Below are 15,555 nucleotides of genomic sequence, written 5' to 3'. Positions count from 1 at the left end.
GCAACAAATTATGCTTTCAATTTCAACAGCTAGTGGCGGAGCCACGGAATTATTGCTGTCTGAAGGAATAGCGATACTAATTACGCCAATGATGGCTGGCATGGCCGGAGCCATTGTAATGGGGGCGTTAGCATTAATGTTGCAGCGCCCCTCTGGTATGCTCAAGCTGGCTCACCTTAGCAGTGCAACACTTGCAATACTGCTCGCCTTTACGGGCAATATCACTACATTACATTTACTTACTCTAACGATACTCCTGTATCTATTCCATGGCTTACAGGAGCACAAAAGTGGCTTATTGTTGATAAGTGCTGCGGCGATAATCACTTTGGTAATGTGGACTGTGTCTGAATATCTATGGACATTTCCTGCCCAGCATGGCGCAATTGTCATTGTGTTTATGTATATTCTTTTCCTTGCCTATCAAGCGTATAGCAGCGCAAATGAATTTGAATTGAAAGAACACAATGATGACCACACCGAGCATGAAAGTTTGGGGTTACCTGGTCGGCAAAGTTTTAAACGTGCTTTTAATGAATATCGCCAAACGGAAGGGAGCCCTTGTATGCTCGTGCTAGTCCGTCTCATGGGTTTCGAGCAGGTAAATTTTCATTTAGGGCGTGAGTTTGGTGACTTGCTGTTAGCTCAATCGGCTAATCGTATTGCGCAATGTTTGCAATCAGGTGATGTTATGGCCATCACTCATGGCAATGAAACTGCGAAAATGGCGCATCTAGGTGGTCTTAACTTTGCGTTTGTATGTTCGTTAAAGCATGGTAAGCACTTTCATGAGCAGCTGATAGAGGAAATATCAAACAGCACTTTAAAGCCATTCAATGTTGGTAGCTGTACGTTAGAGATCATGATGCGTGCGAGTTATGTGAATTGCGATGAAGAAATGGGGCAGCTTGAGAACCTGATTTCTTGCGTGTTTTTAGCGCTAGATACACAATCAGAAGCGCATCAGCATAGCCATCAACAGGTCGTGCCGTATCAACAACGTATGCAAATTCATCGGCTGGAGCAACAGGTTAGGTTGTCGGAGTTAGCTAAAATCAACTTTAGATCTGAATTTGAGCTCTATTTTCATCCAGTCGTTCGTCATGAAGATAACAGCATTGAGTTTGTGGAATTATTGTTGCGTTGGCAGCATCCAAAGCAAGGGATTTTAAGTGCCAATGAGTTTATTGATGATATTCGTTTAGTTGGACTTGCCATTCCCGTTGCTGAATATGTATTAGAGCGTGCATGCGAAATTGCATTGGCACTGAAAATGGAAGGGATCAGCGTTCCCATCAGTATTAATGTCTTTGGTGCTGAGCTCTTGAGCGAAAGCTTTATCGAGTTTATTGACTACACTATGCTCAACCATCAGTTAAGCCCTGGCGCTATCATTATCGAGTGTCCAGCTAGTATGCTTGCCGAACTAGATGAGCAAGAAATTGCGATGATCAGTCGTTTGAAGAACTTGGGTGTAAAAATGTGTGTCGATAGCTTTGGTGATGCGCCGCTGGTACTTGCTAAATTACCCGCACTGCGTTTTGAGTACGTGAAACTGTCGCGCAATATGACGCAAGAACCAGAGCATATGGGGCATACCAAATCCTTGGTAAAAGGCATTGTAGAGATGCATCAAGAAAAGCACTGTCGCGTGATTGGCGAGGGTATTGAATCTCTCGGGCAACTCGAGTTTGTAAAAAGCATTGGCACGGTGGCAGCGCAAGGGTTTTACTTTTCTCGACCACAGAACAGCAATATTTTGATCAGTTGGCTGAAACAAAGGCTACCTCAATAACTAGGAGCGCCTTACCTTTACATTGGTTTGGCTGTGACAGTGTTTAGCGCCTCTGTTGACGGGTACTTAAATAAGCGTTCGCAAGGTTCGTTAGTATTTGGCCACAATGTTCGATACCCGCCTGCTCACCAAGTGGGTGTCTAGCCGGGGCTGCTTCACATAAGTGCAAATATTTAGCATGTCGAGCCTGAGCCATACGGTACACAAAATATTCGGCATCGCTACTTGTGAAGCCTTGATAGGTCAGGGCACTTGCAGGCATACCGACGATGGCATCAACGTCTAACTCTACGCCTAATGGAATGTCGCTTGGCATCGTTGCCAACGCTTTGTCGAGTGATGCGGATAAACTCTGAGTTTGCCTGGTTTTTATCGCTTGATAACTTGAAAATCCGAATCCAGCGTTTTGCAATTGAGTAAGGATTGTTTGGTTGTTTTTGTGCTCGTGCAAGCCGATGACATGATAATGCGACAAACTACCAGCTTGATGCGCGTAACTGAAGCCATTACCGCTATGTCGCCCTTCACAAGCTCGAAAGTCAGCATGAGGGTCAAAGTTGATGGCACCAGCGGCATGCTTGCTGGCCTCAAAATGTGCCTGCAAAATACCAAAAGCATTATTGTGACCACCACCAATGATAATTGGCTCCAAGCCTGCAGCAAAGATAGGTGCTAGGGTTGCAATAACTTGGTTGTCGAGGTCAGCACAGAGAGTGCGTAGCTGCGCTAGCTGTTCGCTATTAGCGTTATCGAGCGATAGTGCACGCGTTTGAATAGCGAGGGTATCCACCTCGCCTAGCAACAAAACCTTATCGCCTGACAAAAACTGGTTATCGGGCTGATTCAAAAAGCGTTTTAAGAAGGCTTGCCAACCGAGCTCGGCGCCGCCTTGCCCGCAATTGGCGCGCGGACCTATATCCTCGGGGATCCCCAACAACACGTAACGGATCCCAAATTGGGCCGCGTCTCTAAGCGAAGCCGCGTAGTCATGATCACATTGTAAAAAGCTTATGCTTTGCCAAATTCTGGTTTCACCGGCTCTTGCACTGACAAAAGTGGCAATATTACTTTCATCATATATACGGACTGCTGTACTCATGACTGTTACTTCTAGCGCTTAATTGTCTTCGTTATCATCTTCTAAAATTAACTCTTCCGCAGAGATGATAATGCCGGTGGAGTCGGCGTAAACAAAATCATCTTCGTAAAAAGAGACACCTGCGAAATTAACGGGAATGCCGACTTCGCCGCTGCCACTGCTATCTGCTGCTACTGGGATAGAAGCGATTGCTTGAATGCCAATATCGCTTTCTTCTAATTCATCAACATGGCGCACCGCGCCGTAAACGATGATGCCTTGCCAGTTGTTCTCGACCGCCAGCTCAGCTAAATCAATATCAACCAGTGCACGACGAGTTGAACCACCACCATCAACGAGCAGCACACGACCAGTACCGTCTTGTTGTAGTACATCTTGGATCTGCTCATTGTTTTCAAAACATTTGACGGTAGTGATACGACCACTAAATGACGTCTGGCCGCCAAAATTGATGAACATAGGCTCTAGCACATCAACCACATCAGCAAAGTGGTCGCAAAGATCAGAAGTGCTGTATTCCATATTGAATCCTCGAATATTGATTGTCGATAACCAGTATACTCTCATACTTGTGCTTAGCAATGCTTTGATTCAACTTACATATTTGTGTCTTAAAAGTGTCACCTATTTGTTATTTTGCTCTTCTATGCTGATATTGTGAGCAATTAGGCGTGACTCGAATGATGAAAGCAAAACTAGCCGAGCTGGACGCTGCATTATACTTTGTGGTGTTTTGCCCTAAACCAAGAAACTGGTTTAGATTGATAGCATTAGGTCTATCCAAAAGTGGCAACGGTGGACTCTATGTGTTGGTCGCAATTGCGTGCGCTCTGTTTTTGGAGCAGCTAGGTCAGCAATTTGCACTCACCGTGATTTTGGCCTTTGCAATTGAAAGGCCGCTTTACTTCTATCTAAAAAATCGTTTTGCACGATTACGACCATGTGACTGCTACGCAGTGAAAGCCTTGTTGACGCCGAGTGATAAGTTTAGTCTGCCCTCGGGACATAGTGCTGGCGCTTGGCTATATGCGACTTGCTTGATGGAGCAAATTCCACTAGCTGCGTTTCCGTTGATGATTTGGGCTTCAGGAGTGTCATTGTCACGCGTAATTGTAGGGGTACATTATCCACTTGATGTGGTGCTTGGTGCGGCAATGGGTGTTGCCTGTGCAAGTTTAGCGATAGTGATATTAGGAAGCGTATGAAAATACTATATGGTGTTCAAGGAACGGGAAATGGCCATACGACTCGAGCTCGGGTAATGGCAAATTGCTTTCGCAACATGGGAATTTCTGTTGACTACTTTTTTTCTGGACGTCCTTCGGAAAACTATTTCGATATGCATGATTTTGGTGATTATCGCAGTTGCCGAGGGTTGTCATTCGTTACCGAGCGTGGCCAGTTAAATCGTTTAAAAACTTTTCAGTCGCTCAAGTTTGGTGAGTTTATTCGCGACGTTAGAAAATTAGATGTATCAGGTTATGACTTGATCTTTAACGACTTTGAGCCTGTCAGTGCGTGGGCAGGAAAGCTGGCAAAGGTTCCGGTGATAGCAATGAGTCATCAAGCGTCATATTTATATGATGCTGTTCCACAATTTGCCGTACAGCCTTGGCACAAAGCCCTTATCCGGTATTTTGCACCAGCTGATATTCATCTTGGGGTGCACTGGCAACCGTTTGATAAGCATATTATTCCGCCTTTTATTCCTTACGAGGCTGAGCAGGAGCAATGTGCATCGATAATTAACAAAGTTTTGGTTTATCTGCCGTTTGAAGCTTTGGATAGCATTATTGAGTTGTTAAAAGATTTCCCTGATAAGGAGTTTTACTGCTATCACCCGGATGCTGACAATGCTTCTTTGCAACATATTCACCTAAGAAAACCGAGTCGTTCTGGGTTTATTCAGGACTTAAGAAATACCAGTGGTGTGATTGCAAATGCCGGGTTTGAGCTTTCTAGTGAAGCATTAAAACTCGGTAAAAAACTGCTACTTAAACCATTAGATGGTCAATTTGAACAGCAGAATAATGCACAGACGCTAGCCGAACTCGGTCATGCCCAAGTGATGAATTATCTCAATGCTGGGGCGCTGGAAGAATGGCTGCGAACAGACGCGAAGGCATCGTTTTATTTTCCATCCGATCCTAGCTTGCTAGTGGAGTGGTTGATAGGAGGTCAATGGCACAATATTGATTTATTGCACAATCAACTTTGGAACGGTGTTAATAATTTGTATGTAAAAGCGGCGTAAATATATTAATTTGTAATATGAACCCAGAATAATTACCTATTATGAGGCAAGGCTGAAAGGCTTCAGCTATACTTTAGCCAGTCTATTAACATTGTAGGTAAGCCGATGGCGGTATTAGAAAATCTGACTATCAGACGTCGTTTGCAAGTGAATGCATTAGTGGTAGGGATTGCCTTGGTTGTTATGTTAATTATGATCATGTACGAAGCTCGTACTATGCTGAAATTGAATGAAACCATTCAATATGCAGAAGAGCTCGATATTCATGAATTAGCAATGCGCAAACACGAGAAAAATTTCCTTTTTTACAAGCATGTAGATTCACTCGATGAGTTTGAAAACGAGTATCGTGAGCTGCAAACTAAGCTCGCTTTGTTGCAAGGTACTTTTTCTGATTTTGATATCGATTTAGGTCGGATCAACGAATTTGAACGCTTAGCAAAAAGTTATTACGATGACTTTCAAAAAGTGGTGCAATTACAAAAAACAATTGGCTTGCATCCAAAGGATGCTCTTTACGGTGAGCTTCGTGGTGCGGTACACGAGGTAGAAACACTACTAAAAGAGCAGCAGAATTATCAACTCCTTTCAACCATGCTGCAGCTTCGTCGAGCCGAAAAAGACTTTATGTTACGTTTTGATACCAAATATCTTAAGCGTTTTGACGAGCTAGTTGCACAGTTTTCTCAGGAAATTCGTAGTGCTGGGTTTAACGCTCAATATCAATCTAAGCTACTTAGTTTATTGAGCACCTATCAATCCAAATTTGCGGGTTTAGTTCGAGCACAAGAAGCACTTGGCTTAGATTTAACGAGCGGTGCGCTTGGCAAGATGAAAGTGAGTGTTGAGAAAAGTGATGCGGTGGTCTCTGAAGTCGTGGAGCAGGCAAAGGCAGAGATCAAAGAAAACGTTGATAAAACTCAGATGCTTGCCATCGGTGTATTTGTTGTGGCTGGTATTATCGTGATGACTTTGGTGTTATCGACTAGTCGCTCAATTATTCAGCCCGTAGAGCGCGTTTATCAAACCATTGAGCGCATTCGTCGTGAAAATAATTTAAGTCTACAAATTGAACAAAGCGGTAATGACGAAATCACGATTATGACCCGTGATTTTAATAGCTTAATTTCTGACTTCAGAGATCTCATTGCTGATGTGAATGGAGCGTTGGCAACTATTAATGAAGCCACGGATCATTTAACGGAGACAACAGCCCAAACGAGTACTGGTATGGCTGAGCAGTTGCACGAAGCGGATATGGTTGCAACCGCTGCGACCGAGATGCAAGCGACGATCCAAGACATTTCTCATAATACGGGTGAAGCTGCGCATAAAGCCGAGACAACGAATGAAAATGCGCAACAAGGTCGCCGTGAGGTCACAGCAACAATTGAGCACATCATGCAGTTATCGGAATCGTTAGGTGGTGCTTCAAGTGTTGTTGCTCAGTTAGAGCGTGACGGTGAAACTATTGGCTCGGTATTGGATGTGATCCGTGGTATTGCAGAGCAAACAAACTTACTTGCGCTAAACGCTGCTATTGAAGCTGCACGTGCGGGAGAGCAAGGTCGAGGTTTTGCTGTTGTAGCGGATGAAGTTAGGTCACTTGCGCAGCGTACTCAAGACTCCACGCAAGAAATCGAAAGTATCATTTCTACACTGCAACAGCGTACACGAGAAGTGGTGAACATCATGGAACAATGTCGTGAACAAGGCAATGAAAGTGTGTCGCAAGCCGAAAAGGCTGGGGAGTTGCTCAGCATGATCACCCAAGATGTGCAAACGATTATGGAAATGAGCACGCATATCGCGACGGCAATTGATGAACAAAACCAAGTTGCTTCAGAAGTGAATAAAAACGTGGTTAAGATCAGAGACATTGCGCAAGGTGCCTCAGAGCATGCTCGCTCTAATGCGCAAAGTAGTGAAGAAGTCGCAGAGCAAGCGCGCGTATTACACGAAGCCGTGGCTAAGTATCAGGTATAAACACCAATTCAACCTGAGGTTCTTAATGTCAAAGCCCCACTTAATTTATAGTGGGGTTTTTTATTAAACCTGAGGCTCGGATAAGAAATGAGCTTGCTTATTATTTTTAAGGTTCAGGTTGATTGTCATTTTGAATATTGAGAAGCGTATTGCATTTAAGGTGACTCTATTCAACATCGTGAGTAATATGTACTGTTGTAGAAATTTTCCGGATCGTCTTAGGTAGGGGTTTGCATCTTTAAAAGGTATGTTTTATAAAGAGAAAATCACATGTTGAAAAGGAATATTTAAATGAAACTCTCCACACGTAATTCTTGTATCCGGGGGCTATTTTTACTTTTGGCTATGGGAAACTTTTCTGTTCAAGCTTCGATGTTATGTCGAGATAGCTTCGATACTGTACGCAATAACATGACTAATATGAATTATAAAAGCTTTGATCAAACACCTAACTCTGGGTGGCGAGTACTGTATAATCAGGGTTGTTATTTAGAAGCTGCAATGCTCATTGAGCAATATAAAACCATGACTGGAGAGCAGCAAGCAAGTTTGCAATGGCATTTATTTCAGAATTATGCTATGGCGGGAAAGCGAGAACAGGCGATAGAGGTTGGAGAGGCACTTCTGCTCTCTGCGAAGAATAATCCTGCCGAGTTCCTTTGGGTAGAGTATATAGCCGCGAGTGTTGCGTTTTTAAAAGAAGATCGAGTGACACTAATGAAGATGCGTAACAAGCTAGCGGCACAAGCTGATTTCTTCCCTAATAAGATGAATTTAAAGGTTTTAGATAGCTTGGTCGATAATGTCAAATCTTCGTATCAGGCTGCTTATCAACAGTAAATTTAAGGCACAAACTTGATAGGTACGCTGTCCTTTTGGGTTTTATACTCTTCTACAGCGTTTACATATTCCTGCCATAGCACATCGTGTTGTGTAGCTATAGTGTATAAGTATTGCCAGCTGTAGAGCCCTGAGTCGTGGCCATCATCAAAAACAAAGCGTGCAGCATAGTGACCAACGGGTTCAATTTTCTTTATGGCGACATTCTGTTTGTTTAGCACGAGTTGCTTTTGCGCCGGACTATGCCCTTGCACTTCGGCGGATGGTGAATGTGTTCGTAAGAATTCGGCACTTAGCGTAAAACAGCGGCCGTCCTCAAAATAAACATCGAGTACTTTACTGAGCGTATGATAATGAAGTTTGGTGACTTGATACATAATTGGTATAACTCAAAAAGCGGAGCAAGGCTCCGCTTTTTATTTTAATTTACAGAATGAAGCGGCTTAAATCTTCATCCTGAACAAGCATGTCTAAATGCTGTTCAACGTAGGCGGCATCAATCGTCAAGGTATCACCAGCCTTTTCACTGGCATCGAATGAAATCTCTTCCATCAGCTTTTCCATCACAGTGTGAAGGCGACGCGCACCGATGTTTTCAGTTTTCTCGTTGACCTGATATGCAGCTTCAGCCAGTTTAGTGATAGCGTCATCGGTAAAGTCGATAGTGACGTCTTCTGTTTTCAGTAGCGCTTGTTGCTGCTCTGTAAGAGATGCATTTGGCTCAGTTAGAATACGTTTGAAATCACCCGCAGTTAGTGCTTCTAGTTCAACGCGAATAGGTAAACGACCTTGTAGTTCAGGGATTAAATCCGACGGCTTGGCCATTTGGAACGCACCTGACGCGATAAATAAAATGTGGTCGGTTTTTACCATGCCGTGTTTAGTATTAACGGTTGAACCTTCGATAAGTGGTAGTAAGTCGCGTTGTACACCTTCACGGCTAACATCTGGGCCAGAAGATTCTCCGCGCTTACAAATTTTATCGATTTCATCAATAAACACGATACCGTTTTGTTCAACTGACTCAATAGCTTGCTCTTTAAGCTCTTCTGGATTAACAAGCTTTGCAGCTTCTTCTTCAATCAATAGCTTAAGTGCTTCTTTAATTTTCAGCTTACGGTTCTTTTTCTTGTCACCCGACATGTTTTGGAACATGCTCTGTAGCTGGCTGGTCATTTCTTCCATACCAGGAGGTGACATGATCTCAACATGAGGCGCCGTTTCTGCGATGTCGATCTCAATTTCTTTGTCGTCTAACTGACCTTCACGTAGTTTTTTACGAAATACTTGACGTGTTGACGAATTTTCATTTGGCTGAGACTCACCCCAAGCGTCTTTTGCTGGTGGCAAAAGTGCATCTAAAATACGCTCTTCGGCGGCTTCTTCAGCGCGGAATTTGAATTTCTTGGTTTGCTGTTCACGTGTTAGTTTAAAAGAAACTTCGACTAGATCGCGGATGATGGTTTCAACTTCTTTACCAACATAACCCACTTCGGTGAACTTAGTCGCTTCTACTTTGATAAATGGTGCGTTAGCAAGTTTTGCTAGGCGGCGGGCAATTTCAGTTTTACCTACACCCGTTGGGCCGATCATCAAAATATTCTTGGGTGTAACTTCTGCACGCAGCTCTTCATCAAGCTGCATACGACGCCAACGGTTGCGCAGTGCAATCGCGACGGCTTTTTTGGCTTTGTCCTGACCGATAATATGTTGATCAAGCTCGTGCACAATCTCTCTTGGAGTCATAGCTGTCATGACGAGTCCTATTACAATTCTTCGATAGTTTGGAAATTATTGGTAAATACGCAGATATCGCCGGCGATCTTTAGGCTCTTTTCCACGATTTCTTTCGCACTTAAGTCGGTATTTTCAAGTAGTGCGGTTGCAGCTGCCTGTGCGAAATTACCACCACTGCCGATAGCAATAAGATCATGCTCTGGCTGCACCACGTCGCCGTTACCTGTGATGATAAGCGAGGCGGTTTCATCGGCTACCGCAAGTAGGGCTTCAAGCCTTCTTAATGCTCTGTCGGTACGCCAGTCTTTTGCCATTTCTACGGCTGCTTTAGTGAGATGGCCTTGGTGCATCTCTAGCTTTGCTTCAAAGCGTTCAAATAATGTAAATGCATCAGCTGTACCGCCAGCGAAACCTGCCAGTACTTTACCATTGTATAGACGACGTACTTTACGTGCGTTGCCTTTCATAACTGTGTTACCAAGCGAAACTTGGCCATCACCGCCGATAACCACTTTGTCATCGCGACGAACACTAACGATGGTAGTCATAGTAATCCTTATCTGGGCCTGTGCCCGTGTAACTCTAGATTAGTAGGAAATATGGGTGGACTTATAAAAATCAAGTCCAGCCCCAAATCCCGCAGCCAAATATCCCAACGCGTTGTAATTTGTTTTTATCGCTTTCTGCTAAACGCTTGGTATCGTAGGGGCCAAGACGGACACGATACCAGACACCGTTACTCCCTTCGGTACGACGGATCTCCGCGATTAATCCAGCAAACGCAACTTTGGCTTTCATGGCTTCGGCTTGGCTATGGGTTCTAAATGAACCACACTGCATTTGATAGGGACCTTTGCTCTCGATCTCTTTAACTTCGACCTTGATTTCATGATTTTTAATTTCTTCAATGAACTCAGGTGGGCGAGGCTTTGGTTTAATAACCTTTTGCTCGGCAACTGGGTGTGGGTTTTTGGCTTGCTCTACTTCTTTAGGATCGGCATTGGTTTTTATAAACCAAAGACCGTAGGCAAACCCTCCGATTAGTAGAAATGCAAAAATAGCAGCAATAACAGGAAATTTCGCCGATTTTTCTGGCTTGTCTTTCCCCTTGCCTTTAGGTTTCTTATTGATGTAATCGTGCTGTGCCATAGATTATTTGAGTTTAATAGCTATCCATTGGATCAACATCTATGCTCCAGCGTACTCGATTGGCAGACTCATGCGTAGCGATATAGCGCGCAAGTTGCGAAAGGTAGCCCCGCAGCACAGTGCGTTGTTGTGCGTGTATGTGTAATTGATATCTGAACTTTCCAGCTATTCGTTCAAGTGGTGCTGGAATTGGACCCAGCAATTGTATACCAGGATAGGGGGTAGCTGGAACCAAATCCGACAAAAAGCGCAATACTGTATTTATATTTGTTGCCTCGGCGCGGATGATAGCTAAGTGTGCGAAGGGGGGAAGCATAGCTTCTTCACGCTCTTGTAAGGCATATCGCGCGAAGTCGCCATAACCATTATTAATTAAATCTTGCAATAATGGGTGTTCTGGAAAATGCGTTTGCAATAACACGGTTCCCGCTTCACCGGCACGTCCGGCTCGTCCAGCAACTTGCGTAATGAGCTGTGCCATTTGCTCGGTTGCTCTAAAGTCACAAGAGTAAAGTCCTGAGTCCACATCCAAGATAATCACAAGGCTGACATCGGCAAAGTGGTGGCCCTTGGCAAGCATTTGAGTGCCGACCAGAATTCGCGCGCCACCTTGATTAATTTCTTCAAGGGCGCTTTCAAGGCTGCCCTTACGGCGCGTAGAATCTCGGTCAATGCGAGTAACGGGAATATCAGTGAAGCGTTCGCTTAAAAAGCCTTCGAGTTGTTCTGTACCAAGCCCTGTGGGCATGATTTGGGTGCTGCCGCAATCTGGACACTGTCTCGGTACAAAGTCCTGTTCACCACAATGATGGCATACCAAGCGGTTCATGTTTTTATGGTACGTGGCGCTGGTAGAGCAATGTTTACAGGTATTAAGCCATCCGCATTCGTGACACATCAATGTTGGTGCAAAGCCCCGACGATTTAGAAACACCATAACTTGCTTACCGCGAGCGAGTGTTTTTTCCATCCAATGTAAACTCATTGGTGAAAACCCGCCTTGTTCTGGCTGACCTTTCATGTCGACAAGGTGAAATTGGTTGTCGTGCTGGGTCTGCGCTCGTTTACTCAGTGTGACGAGTTGATATTTGTTGGTAATGGCTTTGTGTAATGTTTCTAATGCCGGTGTTGCGGTTCCCAAAAGCAAAGGGCAGTGTGCCTGATGCGCTCGAAATGCAGCGAGATCTCTGGCGTGATAGCGCAGGCCTTCTTGCTGTTTAAACGAGTTGTCGTGCTCTTCGTCAACGATGATCATGCCGAGATTTTGAAATGGCAAAAAAATGGCCGAGCGAGTACCGATGACCAAAGCGCTCAGACCCTTTTCGGCGCGACGCCAAGTATGTAGGCGTTCGTTATCGGTTAGATTTGAATGCCATAAATCAATGGGCAGGTTATTAAAGCGTTTTTTGAAGCGGTTGACCGTTTGTGGTGTGAGTCCAATTTCAGGCACTAAGATCAGTGCTTGTTTACCCGCTTTTATTATGTTTTCAAGGCTCTGTAAGTAGACTTCGGTTTTACCACTTCCCGTTACACCTTCGATTAAAAAGGTACGGTAACCGACTTGTGCATTAACGGCGCTGCAAATAGTCGCTTGCTGGTCGTTTAGGCGTGGCTTTTCGCCTAGCTGTAATTCGTTTTGCGACCAATCACTATCATGCTCAATAGATTGTGAGATAAGCGCTTTTTCTTCTAATGCTTTAATTGTTTGGCTAGCAAATCCGAGCGCTTTGAGTTCACTTAATTTTATTGCACCACCTTCATATAATTGAGAAAGCAGCGCTTGTTGCTTTTTGGCTCGCAGTGTTGGTAGTTTCTGCCCTTTTTCCGTTAATCTGACGATAGGGATCTGAGTTTTGTCTGGGCTTCCACCATCTCTGAGTACTGCCGGTAGTGCTGTGAATAAGGTATCGCCAATTGGATGACAGTAATACTGGGAGACAAAGTGTAAAAAGCTAAGTTGTGCTTGATTAAAGACAGGATGCTCGTCCAACACCTCAATAATTTGCTTGAGTTTTTCTTTTGGTACATCGGTGTCGTCTTTTTTAGCAAGCGCAATCGCTGTGCAGCGACGGTTGGCAAAATTGACGGTGACTCTCATTCCTGCTTCAACTTGCATGGTTGGTGCTAGCAAATAGTCGAATGTTCGGTGCAGTGGCAGCTTTAAAGCTACTTCAAGAATGAGCATGTATTACAATTCCATAAAGTGAGCGCAGTGACGAAGTATATACCTAAGGTGGTACGAATTGAAAACGTACTCTGCGACGGTGATAAAAAACTCTGAAATATTGCTTGTAGATTGTTCAGTTAAGCACTAAAATACGCGTCCACATTTTTGTATAACTACGTATGGTGCCAGACTTCGGGTTTGGAGAGCGATACGGCCTTAACTAGAGGTTGCTATGAAAGAAGGTATTCACCCTAATTACGAGACGATCACTGCATCGTGCTCTTGCGGTAACAAGTTCGAAACTCGTTCAACGCTATGTAAAGATATTCACCTAGACGTATGTTCTGCATGTCACCCGTTTTACACTGGTAAGCAGAAGATCCTTGACACAGGTGGCCGTGTAGATCGCTTTAACAAGCGTTTCGGTGCACTTAGCAGCAAGAAGTAATCTTGTTGGTCTAGTCGAAAAAAGCACCTTTAGGGTGCTTTTTTTGTGCCTGTTTGAAAATACCTTCTCGATTTATACATCCTATTCTGCATCAGCAGATAGACCGTCAGTCATCCCGTCTTATTGTGTCTTTTATTCTTCTAAAATAAAAAACTTGCCAGTTTGGCAGCAAAACTTTACTGATCTCTTGGGTAGAGTAAAAACTCTATTTAGCAGATAAATATTGAACATTTACGAGCTTAAGTTGTGAAAATAATCAAAGCTCATATAGTAAATAGTATCAGGTATGAGCACTTAATATAAACTAAAGTCAGTATATTGCGATTAAATGTCGGTATCTTGACGTTAAAGTTGGTTAAGTTGCAATTTTCTTATTGTTTTTATAGTTGGTGTACATTTGTGCTAATTTTATACATTCCGTGCTGGTTTTAGCGTCTTGTTTTTTAAGTTTTAGTCATTTTATTTGTGAAATATTTCTTAAAATTGAGCTTATCTTCTCGGAAAAGTATAGAAAATACCATGCTAGTGGATAGACCTGATTTTACTTGAATAATGAGCAAAACTCGGTATTGTGTGAATACGGTCGATTAACTATATGTCCTATTGACATACCGCGACAGCAAAGCACATACGCTTGTTGAGTGGTTGAATGTCGTCGCTCATATAGTTAATCGCACTGTGTGTTGCTGTAACCAGCTAGCTAGGTTGCCAACATTCAGAATGCGAACGTTTACCACACTCTCACATTAACTTCGTAGGAAAATATCGCGCCATGACAGACTTTCGTCAACAAGCTCTAGATTATCACGAGAAGCCCGTTCCAGGTAAAATCAGTGTTGAACTCACTAAACCTGCCGAGACCGTAAAAGACTTAGCACTTGCATACAGCCCAGGTGTTGCAGAGCCAGTACGTGAAATCGCGGCTGATCCGGCGAATGCATACCGTTACACGGGTAAAGGAAATATGGTTGCGGTGATCAGTAATGGTACGGCAATTCTTGGCTTGGGTAACTTAGGTCCTTTGGCGTCAAAGCCTGTTATGGAAGGTAAGGCACTATTATTTAAGCGTTTTGCGGGCCTTGATTCAATCGATATCGAAGTTAAGCACAACACCACTGAAGACTTCATCAATACTGTGGCAAATATCGCAGACACATTTGGTGGTATTAACCTTGAAGATATTAAAGCGCCAGAGTGTTTTGAAATTGAGCGCGCGCTAATTGAACGTTGTGACGTTCCTGTATTCCATGATGATCAGCACGGCACTGCAATTGTAACCGCTGCGGGTATGCTGAATGCGTTGGAAATCCAAGGTAAAGATATTCATGATGCGATTATTGTGTGTCTTGGCGCGGGTGCAGCCGCTATTGCTTGTATGGAATTACTGATCAAATGCGGTGCTCAACGTGAGCACATCTATATGCTGGACAGAAAAGGCGTGATCCATACTCGTCGTGATGACCTAAATGAATACAAAGAGCTGTTTGCAAACAACACGGATAAGCGTACGTTACAAGACGTGATTGCAGATGCGGACGTATTTGTTGGTGTTTCTGGCCCAGACTTACTTTCTGCTGAGGATCTAAAGCTAATGGCTGACAAGCCAGTGGTATTCGCTTGTTCTAACCCAGACCCTGAGATCAGCCCTGAAGTTGCACACGGTGCACGTAATGATTTGATCATGGCGACAGGCCGCTCGGATTATCCAAACCAAGTAAATAATGTACTGTGTTTCCCGTTTATCTTCCGTGGTGCGCTTGATGTACGCGCAACCGCTATCAATGACGAGATGAAGATTGCAGCGGTTGAAGCAATTAGAACGATTGCGAAAGAGCCTGTACCTGCTGAAGTGTTAAAAGCGGCTGACGTAGATAGTCTAGAGTTTGGTCCTGAGTATATTATTCCAAAACCAATGGATCCACGTTTGTTACCTCGTATCGCAAAAGCGGTAGCGGTAGCTGCAATTGAATCAGGCGTGGCACAAATCGATATGCCAGCTGGATATATGGAATAATACCATTGGTATTATTCAAATGAAAAAGCCTCGATTGAGGCTTTTTTTGTGTCTGTATTTCCAGAG

Annotated in this window: 14 protein-coding genes; 7 read left to right on the top strand and 7 right to left on the bottom strand. The window is 43.8% G+C overall.

Annotation, left to right across the window (positions count from 1 at the left end; all coding sequences use genetic code 11):
- Positions 1-10: 10 nt before the first annotated feature.
- Positions 11-1,795: an EAL domain-containing protein gene (locus tag QSH61_RS17095; RefSeq protein ID WP_010607044.1), complete on the top strand. Its 1,785-nt coding sequence runs from the start codon at positions 11-13 to the stop codon at positions 1,793-1,795.
- A gap of 43 nt (positions 1,796-1,838) precedes the next feature.
- Here QSH61_RS17095 and QSH61_RS17090 read toward each other — a convergent pair whose 3' ends face one another.
- A complete protein-coding gene (locus QSH61_RS17090) occupies positions 1,839-2,894 on the bottom strand; it encodes an arginase family protein (protein ID WP_174170531.1) in 1,056 nt (351 codons plus the stop codon).
- Positions 2,895-2,912: 18 nt separating this feature from the next.
- Positions 2,913-3,416: a ribonuclease E activity regulator RraA gene (gene rraA / locus QSH61_RS17085; RefSeq protein WP_010607046.1), complete on the bottom strand. Its 504-nt coding sequence runs from the start codon at positions 3,414-3,416 to the stop codon at positions 2,913-2,915.
- Positions 3,417-3,574: 158 nt separating this feature from the next.
- Between rraA and QSH61_RS17080 the strand changes: the two genes are divergently transcribed.
- From QSH61_RS17080 to QSH61_RS17065, 4 genes are all read left to right on the top strand, one after another.
- A complete protein-coding gene (locus QSH61_RS17080) occupies positions 3,575-4,099 on the top strand; it encodes a phosphatase PAP2 family protein (RefSeq protein ID WP_010368944.1) in 525 nt (174 codons plus the stop codon).
- A complete protein-coding gene (locus QSH61_RS17075) occupies positions 4,096-5,148 on the top strand; it encodes an MJ1255/VC2487 family glycosyltransferase (RefSeq protein WP_010607047.1) in 1,053 nt (350 codons plus the stop codon). Before QSH61_RS17080 ends, QSH61_RS17075 begins: the two co-directional genes overlap by 4 nt.
- Positions 5,149-5,253: 105 nt before the next feature.
- Positions 5,254-7,134: a methyl-accepting chemotaxis protein gene (locus tag QSH61_RS17070; protein WP_206472671.1), complete on the top strand. Its 1,881-nt coding sequence runs from the start codon at positions 5,254-5,256 to the stop codon at positions 7,132-7,134.
- Positions 7,135-7,425: 291 nt separating this feature from the next.
- Positions 7,426-7,974 (top strand): hypothetical protein, encoded by a 549-nt coding sequence (locus QSH61_RS17065; RefSeq protein WP_010607049.1) that lies wholly within the window; start codon positions 7,426-7,428, stop codon positions 7,972-7,974.
- 2 nt (positions 7,975-7,976) lie between these two features.
- Here the strand turns inward: QSH61_RS17065 and QSH61_RS17060 are convergent, their stop codons facing one another.
- The 5 genes from QSH61_RS17060 to priA form a co-directional block, all read right to left on the bottom strand.
- Positions 7,977-8,351, bottom strand: coding sequence for a gamma-butyrobetaine hydroxylase family protein (locus QSH61_RS17060; protein ID WP_010607050.1), 375 nt, complete (start codon positions 8,349-8,351; stop codon positions 7,977-7,979).
- A gap of 49 nt (positions 8,352-8,400) precedes the next feature.
- Positions 8,401-9,729: an ATP-dependent protease ATPase subunit HslU gene (gene hslU, locus QSH61_RS17055; RefSeq protein ID WP_010607051.1), complete on the bottom strand. Its 1,329-nt coding sequence runs from the start codon at positions 9,727-9,729 to the stop codon at positions 8,401-8,403.
- Positions 9,730-9,740: 11 nt separating this feature from the next.
- On the bottom strand, positions 9,741-10,259 hold the full coding sequence (gene hslV, locus QSH61_RS17050; RefSeq protein ID WP_010368932.1) for an ATP-dependent protease subunit HslV: 519 nt from the start codon (positions 10,257-10,259) through the stop codon (positions 9,741-9,743).
- 70 nt (positions 10,260-10,329) lie between these two features.
- Complete coding sequence (locus QSH61_RS17045) at positions 10,330-10,860, bottom strand: SPOR domain-containing protein (RefSeq protein WP_017217264.1); 531 nt, start codon at positions 10,858-10,860, stop codon at positions 10,330-10,332.
- Positions 10,861-10,873: 13 nt separating this feature from the next.
- Entirely contained in the window at positions 10,874-13,045 is a 2,172-nt protein-coding gene (gene priA, locus QSH61_RS17040; protein WP_206472673.1) for a primosomal protein N', read from the bottom strand.
- A 214-nt stretch (positions 13,046-13,259) separates the two neighbouring features.
- On the opposite strand from priA, the gene rpmE reads away from it, so the two are divergent.
- Both rpmE and QSH61_RS17030 read left to right on the top strand, forming a co-directional pair.
- Positions 13,260-13,475: a 50S ribosomal protein L31 gene (gene rpmE, locus QSH61_RS17035; protein WP_010607053.1), complete on the top strand. Its 216-nt coding sequence runs from the start codon at positions 13,260-13,262 to the stop codon at positions 13,473-13,475.
- Between the two features lie 772 nt (positions 13,476-14,247).
- Positions 14,248-15,489, top strand: coding sequence for a malic enzyme-like NAD(P)-binding protein (locus tag QSH61_RS17030; protein WP_069020522.1), 1,242 nt, complete (start codon positions 14,248-14,250; stop codon positions 15,487-15,489).
- Positions 15,490-15,555: the final 66 nt, after the last annotated feature.

This window comes from Pseudoalteromonas sp. JC3 (assembly GCF_030291895.1).
Lineage (GTDB): Bacteria > Pseudomonadota > Gammaproteobacteria > Enterobacterales > Alteromonadaceae > Pseudoalteromonas.
This window is presented reverse-complemented; position numbering and strand designations above follow the sequence as displayed.

Excerpts from the sequence above, each read along its gene's own strand:
- QSH61_RS17090 (WP_174170531.1), bottom strand. The coding sequence starts at position 2,894 with ATGAGTACAGCAGTCCGTATATATGATGAAAGTAATATTGCCACTTTT.
- QSH61_RS17030 (WP_069020522.1), top strand. The coding sequence starts at position 14,248 with ATGACAGACTTTCGTCAACAAGCTCTAGATTATCACGAGAAGCCCGTT.
- hslU (WP_010607051.1), bottom strand. The coding sequence starts at position 9,729 with ATGACAGCTATGACTCCAAGAGAGATTGTGCACGAGCTTGATCAACAT.
- hslV (WP_010368932.1), bottom strand. The coding sequence starts at position 10,259 with ATGACTACCATCGTTAGTGTTCGTCGCGATGACAAAGTGGTTATCGGC.
- QSH61_RS17080 (WP_010368944.1), top strand. The coding sequence starts at position 3,575 with ATGATGAAAGCAAAACTAGCCGAGCTGGACGCTGCATTATACTTTGTG.
- priA (WP_206472673.1), bottom strand. The coding sequence starts at position 13,045 with ATGCTCATTCTTGAAGTAGCTTTAAAGCTGCCACTGCACCGAACATTC.
- QSH61_RS17075 (WP_010607047.1), top strand. The coding sequence starts at position 4,096 with ATGAAAATACTATATGGTGTTCAAGGAACGGGAAATGGCCATACGACT.
- QSH61_RS17060 (WP_010607050.1), bottom strand. The coding sequence starts at position 8,351 with ATGTATCAAGTCACCAAACTTCATTATCATACGCTCAGTAAAGTACTC.
- QSH61_RS17070 (WP_206472671.1), top strand. The coding sequence starts at position 5,254 with ATGGCGGTATTAGAAAATCTGACTATCAGACGTCGTTTGCAAGTGAAT.
- rpmE (WP_010607053.1), top strand. The coding sequence starts at position 13,260 with ATGAAAGAAGGTATTCACCCTAATTACGAGACGATCACTGCATCGTGC.
- QSH61_RS17065 (WP_010607049.1), top strand. The coding sequence starts at position 7,426 with ATGAAACTCTCCACACGTAATTCTTGTATCCGGGGGCTATTTTTACTT.
- QSH61_RS17045 (WP_017217264.1), bottom strand. The coding sequence starts at position 10,860 with ATGGCACAGCACGATTACATCAATAAGAAACCTAAAGGCAAGGGGAAA.
- QSH61_RS17095 (WP_010607044.1), top strand. The coding sequence starts at position 11 with ATGCTTTCAATTTCAACAGCTAGTGGCGGAGCCACGGAATTATTGCTG.
- rraA (WP_010607046.1), bottom strand. The coding sequence starts at position 3,416 with ATGGAATACAGCACTTCTGATCTTTGCGACCACTTTGCTGATGTGGTT.